We start from the raw sequence: 7,515 nt of genomic DNA on the forward strand, positions 1-7,515 counted from the left end.
CGCGGTCATCCCGCGGTTCCGTCCGGGACCGCGACGGTGATGACCGTCGGCCCGCCGAGTGGCGAATCGATAGTGAGCGTGCCGTCCAGCGCGGCGAGACGGTCGGTGATCCCACTCAGCCCGCCGTCCTCGCGGCGCTGGGAGCCGGCGCCACCGCATCCGTCGTCGCGGACGACGATATGGACCTGATCCGGCGTAGGACGGTGCAGCAGGATATCGACGCGGCTGGCGGCGCTGTGCTTTACGACGTTCGACAGCAGCTCAGCCACGCAGAAGTAGAGGTTTGTCTCGACGTCGGGTGCCAGGCGGGTGCCCAACCGCTCGTCCACCTCGACTGGGATGGCGAAGCCGTCCGCGACCTCCCTCACTGCGGAACCGAGGCCGTGGTCGATCAGCACCTGGGGGTGAATGTTCCGCACGACCCTGCGCAGGTCGTCGAGGGTCTGCCGGGCCTGCTGTTGTGCGCGCACGACGTCGTCTCGTCCGGGGACGTCCTGCGGGAGTGCGGTGAGGGCGAGGCCCAGTGTCATGCTCACCGACAACAGCTGCGGCTGGATCGCGTCGTGCAGGTCGCGCTCGATGTGGCGGCGCTCGACGTCGAAAGCACGTACCAAGCGGGCCCGCGACTGCGCAGTCGCTGTGAGGTCGTGCCGCAGCCGCTCCTCAGGCCGCGTCAGCACCTGCCAGACGAGTCGCGCGTGCGCGCTCGCGAGGGCCGGTGAGGTCCACACCAGCAGGGTGAGCAGCGCCGCGCCGGCGGCGGCTGCGAGGAGGCTGTGCGCCACCGTCGTGACCGTAAATGGGCCGATGACGGCGCTGTCTCCGGTAATCGCCAGGTATGGGCTGAACAGGGCGACAACCGAGCCGATCACTGCGAGCAGCACAAGTACCGCGACGGCGCCGCCGAGGGTAAGCATGACGACGGTGTAGGCGATCGGGCGCACGAGTGTCTTCGGTTCATGCAGTTGGATATCGGGTCGTTCTGCCTCCGCGCCGTCGTGCAGCGGCGCGGCGGCAGCCCAGTCCGTCTTTGCGAGGACGGCCGAGGTGAGCGGCAAGCCGACCCCCAGCACCGCCAGTCCAGCGACGAGGAACGCACCTGTTCGCTCAGCACCCCAGTCCTTTTCGGTCGTTGCGATCAGGATCGGTGCCGCCAGGAGCGCCGATGCGGCGACCGCGAGCAGCGTGCGTGTGACCGTGGCGGCGACGTACGTCGCCGCGCGCCAGCGCGCCACAGGTACCAACCCGGGGGATATCGACGTGCTGCCGTTCATCCTCGGATCCTAGGTGCAGATCCTGGACTTGCGCGGTAGAGCCAGCCCTACCATGACTTCACGGTTCAGGCCGACTGACGGCACAGACGCGGCCAGGTGAAGTGGAAGCATGATCGAACCGGAATCGACGAACACAGTTCTTCACCTTCAGGACGTCACGAGGACCTTTCCCTCCGGCGCGGACGCGTTCGTTGCGCTCGACCGCGTCACGCTGGGATGCCGCAGGGGGTCGTGGACTGCAATCATGGGGCCGTCAGGCTCAGGCAAGTCCACGCTGATGAATTGTGCCGCTGGGCTGGACAGCCCCGACTCGGGCAGGGTCTTCCTGAACGGCCACGACATCAGCACATTGAGCGACAACACACTGACCTACCTGCGCCGCACCGACATCGGCTTCGTTTTTCAGCAGTTCAACCTGGTCGCCGCTCTGACAGCATTGCAGAATGTGAGCCTTCCGTTGCGCCTTGCCGGCGTCCGTCAGGCGGACACAGCAGCAAGGGAGGCTCTGGGTGCGCTCGGCCTCGCAGATCATGCCCACCAGAAGCCGCGCGAACTGTCCGGCGGACAGCAACAGCGTGTCGCCATCGCACGAGCCCTTGCTGCGCGACCGAGCATCCTTTTTGCCGACGAACCGACTGGAGCCCTCGACAGTACGTCCGCCGCAGTCGTCCTCGGACTTCTGCGCGACCTCGTCGACAGCGAGGGCCAGACGATCCTCATGGTGACGCACGATCCACAGGCTGCCGCCCGCGCCGACCACGTGGCGTTCCTGCGCGACGGCCGTCTGGTGCGGACCCTCGACGGTGCCGACGCGCCGAAGATCGCGGCCACCCTCGCGGACCTGGAGTCCCAGCCGTGATCGCGCTCGCGGCCCGTACGCTCCTCGATCGTTGGCAGTTGTTCGTCGGGACGATCGCTGCGGTGGCGATCGGCGTGGGGATCGTGCATGCCGGGATGACGATCATCCTCGGCGTGGAAAGCGCCGCGCCGCCCGTCAATGCGGCCCCGGAGGCGGCCGAGGCGTTCCGCCAGGCTGCCAGCGGCGCTAGCACGCTCACCGGAATGACCGTGATGCTCGGCGCCTTTCTCACCGTTTTCGTGGTGGCCTCCACGATTGGCTTCGCCGTCGACGAACGACGACGTGACCTCGCGACGCTACGCATCGTAGGTGTCACCGCAGGACAGATTCGGCGTGTACTCCTTGGGGAGGCGGCCCTCATCGCGCTGCTGGGAACACTCGTCGGTGCGGCCCTGGGCCTTGCATTAACGCCGATACAGCGGGCGATCCTCACCGGTCTGGGCGTGCTCCCGGCCGAGATTGGGTCGCCCGTTCAGCCCGCCGTTCTGATCTTGGATCTCGTCGTCGCGGTCTGTGTCACGGTCCTGGGCGCGTGGGGGAGCGTGCGGCGTGCGACGCGTGTCCGCCCCCTTGAGGTGCTACGGCGAGGCGAGACGGAACGTCGGGTGATGGGGGTACGACGGTGGCTGACCGCAGTGATCGCCGTCCTGCTCACAGTGGTCCAGGTGTACTTCTCGGCCACCAGCGGCGGGATGCTCATCCCGCTGCTGCTCGGACTGGGCATCGTCGTCACTGCTTCCGTGGCGATGAGCTGTCTCGCTCCGTTGCTGGTGCCAGCCGTCGCGGGTCTCGTCTCCGCTCTCGCCGGGCGGCGTCCGGTGACCGCGGTGGCAGTGGCGAACCTGCGTGACGCGGTACGCCGCACGGCATCCTGTGCGGCACCGATGATCGTCCTGGTGAGTCTCGTGATGGGTCTGCAGGGCATCCTCGACACCCAAACCGCTTCGGCCGAGTTCGAGCGCAGCCACCTGATCCGTGCCGATCTCGTCGCATCCGGAGCAACGTTCGACGTCGGCAGGGCCGAGACGATTCCCGGGATCGCCGTCGCGGCGCCCGAAACGGTCGTCCCGCTCGCGGTGAGGCTCACCCGCGGCGGCGTGGTCCTGGACGGCCCGGGAACGGTGGTCGCGGTCGACCCGGACCGTTTCCGGCAGACGCGGCTCTTGCAGCCGGAGTCAGGCGATCTCGCCGACTTCGGTTCGGGAAGCATCGTGTTCGGTAACGGGCTGGACAGCCTGATGGTCAACGGTGAGTACGAGCAGATCACGCTGCAGGTCGATGGCACCGCCATCCCGCTGACAGAAGCCGCACGCATGCCGGAAACTCTGGCCGGGACGGATGGCTTCTACATCGACCGCGCGATCCTTCCCGCGCAGGTGCTCGAGCGGTACACGACTGCGCTTGTGCAGCTGGAACCGGACGCCGATGTCAACCTGGTGCGTGCCGATCTCGCGGCGCTCGGCGCAACCCGCATCGAAACACCAACGGCGGCAGCGCAGGACGACTCGTCGACGAAGGATCGGGAGAACCGCGGGGTGATGGGTGCAATCGTTGGACTCGGAAGTCTGTACGCCCTGATCAGTGTGCTGAGTACCGTCGCGATCTCCATCGGACAGCGGCGGTCAGAGCTGGCCACGCTGCGACTGTCCGGCATGACGCGCCGCCAAGTCCTGGGAGCAGTCGTCGTGGAAGCGCTCTCAGCAACGCTCATCGGTCTGTTCCTTGGAGCAGTCGCCGCGGTGACGGCGCTCGTCGGGTTGTGGATCGCGACGTTCCGCGCATACGGCACGGCCGTCATTGCTGTCCCCTGGCCGCTGCTACTCGGCATCACCGCACTGACAATGGCCCTGACCGCAGCCACCTCGATCGTGTCAACACGCTCTGCGTTGCGCATCAGTGCGATTCGCGCTGTCGGCACCCCGGAGTGACCCTGCCGGGGACCCGACATGGTGGGTCCCCAGCAGGTGCATTGGGGTGCACCAGGCCCCGACAATAGTCACAGCACTACCTAATGACGTAGCCGCAGCTGTGAGTCGAATCGAGGCGCCCGCATCGGGGTCGTTTCAGCAACAACGGTGCCCGTCGTTGAGTGAGTCGGGGACCTTTCTGCGGCCCAACGCATCTAGCTTTTCGAGCGGGTCCATCACCAAGCTCCGAAACTGGCACTGGTTCTCTATGCTCGCGGCAGGGGTGCGCCGGTAGGAGCCGACGCTGTTGGATCGAGGGGACGAGGTTGACCGGCAGTACTGATTTGGATGTCGCCGCGGCGACTGGCTTGCAGGTACTCCAGCATCTCGAGTCGGTGCAGGAGGGGAGGCCAAACATCGGGCAGTTGCTCGGATTGTCGATCGACGCCCTCGAAGAGGGCCGCGTCGTGATGTCGTTGGAGCCGCAGGAACTGTTCGCGAATCAACTGGGCACGATGCATGGCGGTATCTCGGCCACGCTGCTGGATTCGGTGATGGGATGTGCCGTGCATTCGTCGCTGCCTGCCGCAACGTCGTACACGACGTTGGCGCGGAAGGCCGAGCCAGACCCACAGATCTGATGCACCGTCGATCGGGCCGGTGATGGCGAGTGCTGATGGCCCCGTTCGATGGGACTATTCGAGACCTGGTGCCGTGAGGGTAGGTCCGCTCACAGCGGAGGCTACGAGGATGGCCCAGGCTTTGCGGAAGGTTGCGGGGGAGGCCACCACACCACCGCTGGCGCGGACGGAATGGATGGTGGGTGATCGGGTACAAGGTGCATACGTCGATCAGGGCGAGCATCGTTCATGTCAACTGGCTTCCCTCCTGGTCGACTGCCGCGTGGACCTGAACACGACAGGTTTGCCGACAGACTGAATGGTTCCGCGCTGTTCGGTGGTGCTGCCCTTGGGGCGCCGCGGTTAATAGGTGACGTCCGGGCATGCCGGTTTGGAGGTGGTAGAGAGCGTTGCCTTGAGTGCCAAGGATTCCATGTTGAAAACGTCACATGACGAAATGGAACCCATAGAAGGGTTGCGGCAAGACAGAAGCAGGCTCTTTATGACCCGACGTTTGCCCGGGTACGAAGGGAGAAGCCGCGTGGTGGTGGCGATGGTCGGGCAACCCGCAGTCTCTGAAACCTCAGGAAAGGTGACGAGGCTCTCGGCCGTTGCTCCGGCTGGATCCACAGGATGCCACCTGACAGCACCGTCATCGCCAACCAAGTGTGCGGAACTGGCGTGAGCGATATTTACCGCGGTAAACGGCGACGTCGTCAACCTCTGGTAGTCCAACGCCTCCAGTCTCCGCGAATTTGCAGACATCCGGATGGCAATCCACGCGTCCGCCCGCTGTGAATCGCCACCGCAGATGTCATTTCCCGGCGCCCTGACCTGCGGTGTGGCAACTACCGTGACCACTTTCGGTCGTGATCGTGGTCAAGATAGTTGGCAATTGTTCGCGGATCCGCCGGGTGAATGGCAACGATGACCGACCAGTGGCATGAGGCGGTCGGGGAGTGCGAGCAGGCGCTCTGGTAACCGCGACGTTAACGAGTTCGGCTGGCGCAGTACGGTCTTGTCGATCTGTTCGCGGAGGATTCTCCGTGGCCTGCGAACCGACAAGGATTACACCGGACGCAGCCGAGAGCGCCCCGGCCTCCGAGAGACGTTGGCCGCGTACCGCTCTAATGGGACACTCGAGTATTGAAACCCTCCGACTGCGGGCCAGCCTGAGCTTCCTGGAGAGGGAACACGACCAGAGCCCTCTGGTCGCAGTTCCGCCCCGGATTCGATGCGATCAGCGAATCGGCTCTAGACGAACCGGGTGATGAAGCGTTTCTGCCACGGCATCTCGACGGCCCTGCGTGAGTAGTTCTCACGGACATAGTCGACAGCCTTATCGACCGGTACTCCATCCAGTACCGCGAGGCAGGACATCGCTGTCCCGGTGCGTCCGAAACCGCCGCTGCAGGCGATCTCGACACGCTCGATCTCGGAACGCTTCAGCAATTCGCGCAACGTCGGGACGAAGGCTTCGCGGTCGGACGGCAGCCAGAAGTCTCGCCACCGCACCCACCGGCTCTCCCACTCAACTGGTGGGGGCTCGCCGCCTTGCAGGTACACCCCGAAGTGAGGTATTCCCCCTGTTGGGAGGGGGTTGCGTAGGCCTCGGCCGCGAACCAGTCGCCGGGACGGCAGGCGGAGCACCCCTGGCGTCTCCGGGTCCCAGGTCTCGTTCACGCGATGTCCTTTCGGTTCTCTGATCGGTTGGTAGAGATCGGGTCCTATGATCCGGTCTCGAAGTGTCTGCCGAGCAGTGGTCCGAGGCATTCGCTCGCGACGCGCAGTGCTCGGTGAGTTGCGGGCTGTCGCCGACAGTCGCGCGGCGGCTCTTCCGAACCCTCAACTAGCCCGAGCGTGTTTTGAGTGTGGCAAGGCTGATTGCCGCGCTGTGGCCTAGGGGGTGGACCTGGGCACATTCAGCTGATGTGGTGTCCGCTCGACGATCGGAAGACGCGAGGTCGCATAGTAGGCATCGCTTTTCGGCGCGCCGGAACGGTCGAGTGGAATCCAGGGGCGGATCGCACGCCCATCGCGGTCGACCAGCCACAGCAGCTCACATGTTGTTCCGGGAGTGCAATGAGTCGACAGGGCTCGGCGTGTCTTCCCGTACCATGCCTCGATCCACCAACCCTGCGGATCCGAGCGCTCAGACAACGCATCGAGCAGGTCAGTGAGGTCGCCTTCCCGTCGGATCTCGTCAACGTTCACTTCGTCGCCCGCAGGTTGGCCATCGGTGCCGAAGTAAGTCCGACCACCGGCCCCGTGGCAGAAGACGGCGGCGTTGGGGACGAAATCGTCGGGGACCGTGCCGGGTTCGGGTGGTGTGAAGCTCTGGGCTGTCGGCGGTGGGAAGTGGCCGGGGGGGACTGCTGCATGGATAGGTGACATCTGATCTGTGGTGCCGGGAGGCACTGCTGGAAGGATGTACCCCGTGCCGAAGCCGTACCCCAAAGAGTTCCGCGACGACGTCGTCCGCGTAGCCCGCAACCGAGAACCGGGTCAGCAGCTCAAGCAGATCGCCGCCGACTTCGGGATCAGCGAGTCCTGCCTGGCGAACTGGATGAAGGCCGCCGACGTCGAAGACGGGATCAAGCCCGGAACCACCGCCAGCGAGAATGCCGAGCTGCGCGAAGCCCGGAAACGGATCCGGCTGCTCGAACAGGAGAACGAGGTCCTGCGTCGGGCGGCGGCCTACCTGTCGCAGGCGAACCTGCCGGGAAAATGATCTTCCCCCGCAAGCGGGAGGTGCCCCCACCGCTCGTCCGTGAACTGGCCGCCGACGGCATCCCCGTCGCGGTGACGTGCCGGGTCCTGGGGATCGCCCGCCAGCCCTACTACCGGTGGCTCGC

The 7,515-nt window shown here is 65.5% G+C and carries 6 protein-coding genes and 1 pseudogene; 4 read left to right on the plus strand and 3 right to left on the minus strand.

What is annotated here, in order from left to right; translation table 11 throughout:
- Positions 1–5: 5 nt before the first annotated feature.
- Positions 6–1,274, minus strand: a complete 1,269-nt coding sequence (locus tag DEU38_RS16340) for a sensor histidine kinase (RefSeq protein WP_114722446.1) — start codon at positions 1,272–1,274, stop codon at positions 6–8.
- Positions 1,275–1,383: 109 nt separating this feature from the next.
- On the opposite strand from DEU38_RS16340, the gene DEU38_RS16345 reads away from it, so the two are divergent.
- The 3 genes from DEU38_RS16345 to DEU38_RS16355 all read left to right on the plus strand — a co-directional run bounded on the left by DEU38_RS16345 (position 1,384) and on the right by DEU38_RS16355 (position 4,681).
- Positions 1,384–2,133: an ABC transporter ATP-binding protein gene (locus tag DEU38_RS16345; RefSeq protein ID WP_114722447.1), complete on the plus strand. Its 750-nt coding sequence runs from the start codon at positions 1,384–1,386 to the stop codon at positions 2,131–2,133.
- Positions 2,130–4,061, plus strand: a complete 1,932-nt coding sequence (locus DEU38_RS16350; RefSeq protein WP_114722448.1) for an FtsX-like permease family protein — start codon at positions 2,130–2,132, stop codon at positions 4,059–4,061. Before DEU38_RS16345 ends, DEU38_RS16350 begins: the two co-directional genes overlap by 4 nt.
- A gap of 305 nt (positions 4,062–4,366) precedes the next feature.
- Positions 4,367–4,681 carry a PaaI family thioesterase gene (locus DEU38_RS16355; RefSeq protein WP_147283532.1) on the plus strand — a complete coding sequence of 105 codons (315 nt, stop codon included), beginning with the start codon at positions 4,367–4,369 and terminating at the stop codon, positions 4,679–4,681.
- Positions 4,682–5,914: 1,233 nt separating this feature from the next.
- On the opposite strand, the gene DEU38_RS16360 is transcribed toward DEU38_RS16355, so the two are convergent.
- The gene (locus DEU38_RS16360; RefSeq protein WP_220181928.1) at positions 5,915–6,343 is read right to left on the minus strand and encodes a protein-tyrosine phosphatase family protein; all 429 of its coding nucleotides are present in this window, start codon (positions 6,341–6,343) and stop codon (positions 5,915–5,917) included.
- 216 nt (positions 6,344–6,559) lie between these two features.
- A complete protein-coding gene (locus DEU38_RS28100) occupies positions 6,560–7,078 on the minus strand; it encodes a hypothetical protein (RefSeq protein WP_147283533.1) in 519 nt (172 codons plus the stop codon).
- Between the two features lie 19 nt (positions 7,079–7,097).
- On the opposite strand from DEU38_RS28100, the pseudogene DEU38_RS28850 reads away from it, so the two are divergent.
- Positions 7,098–7,515, plus strand: a pseudogene (locus DEU38_RS28850) (transposase); the annotation flags it as partial.

The organism is Rhodococcus sp. AG1013 (assembly GCF_003350365.1).
Lineage (GTDB): Bacteria > Actinomycetota > Actinomycetes > Mycobacteriales > Mycobacteriaceae > Prescottella.

Bases quoted from the DNA above. Each gene is read 5' to 3' on its own strand.
- DEU38_RS16345 (WP_114722447.1), top strand. From the start codon at position 1,384: ATGATCGAACCGGAATCGACGAACACAGTTCTTCACCTTCAGGACGTC.
- DEU38_RS16340 (WP_114722446.1), bottom strand. From the start codon at position 1,274: ATGAACGGCAGCACGTCGATATCCCCCGGGTTGGTACCTGTGGCGCGC.